This is a genomic window from Mitsuaria sp. TWR114, assembly GCF_007997345.1.
Genome location: NZ_VOSR01000501.1, coordinates 1 through 967, shown reverse-complemented (window position 1 = coordinate 967; position 967 = coordinate 1). Strand labels below are relative to the sequence as shown.

1 protein-coding gene is annotated in these 967 nt (G+C 73.4%); it reads right to left on the bottom strand.

Annotated elements, in window-relative coordinates; genetic code table 11:
- Positions 1-159: 159 nt before the first annotated feature.
- Positions 160-967: XdhC family protein (locus FUT87_RS17740; RefSeq protein ID WP_147241872.1), on the bottom strand; the 808-nt coding region annotated here is incomplete at its 5' end.

Sequence of the window (967 nt, the reverse complement as noted above, 5' to 3'; positions counted from 1 at the left end):
GCCGCGCAGACCGAGGCCGACCGCCAGGACTGCAACCGCTGGGCGACCTCGCAGCCCACCGCGATGAACGACGCCGGCGTGTTCAACCGCGCGGTGGAGGCCTGCATGGACGGGCGCGGGTACAGCATGCGCTGAGCGCGCTGAGCGCGGGGTGCGCCGCTAGACCACGCATCCCGCCTCGCCGCGATCCTCCGGCAAGGCGCTGCTGACGACCTGCACGCCGTAGCGTTCCGCGGTCATGTGGGCCAGGATGGCCAGCGCGATCTCGGGCGGCGTGCGGGCGCCGATGTGCAGGCCCACCGGGCCGTGCAGGCGGTCGAGCTGGGCATCGCTCAGGTCGAAGTGCTCCTTCAGCCGCGCGCGGCGCTTGGCCTGGTTCACCCGCGAGCCGATCGCGCCGACGTAGAACGCGGGGCTGCGCAGCGCCTCCATCAGCGCGAGGTCGTCCAGCTTCGGATCGTGCGTCAGCGCGACCACCGCCGTGTGCCCGTCCGGCCGCAGCCGCTGGACGACGTCGTCCGGCATCTCGCGCGTCAGGGGCGCCGCGATCAGCGTCCACGGGTAGTCGTCGCGCGGATCGCAGACCTGCACCTGGTAATCGAGCGCCAGCGCCATCTGCGCCAGGTACTGGCTCATCTGGCCCGCGCCGATGATCAGCAGCCGCCACTGCGGCCCGTGGTGGGTCACCAGCCGGGTGTCGCTCAGCACCAGCCGGTCGGCGCCGTCGCGCGAATGCGCCGGCGGCTCCGCCAGGGTCACCGCGCCGGTGGCCAGCTCCAGCGTGCGCAGCACCCGCTCGCCGCGCGAGAGCCGCTCCAGCAGCGGGCCGATCGCCGATTGCGATCCCACCGGCTCCAGCATCAACTCCAGCGTGCCGCCGCAAGGCAGACCGAAACGCTGCGCCGCCTCGGCGCCGACCCCATAGCGGATCAGCTCCGGCGTGCGCAGGCTGAGCGCGCCTTCGCGG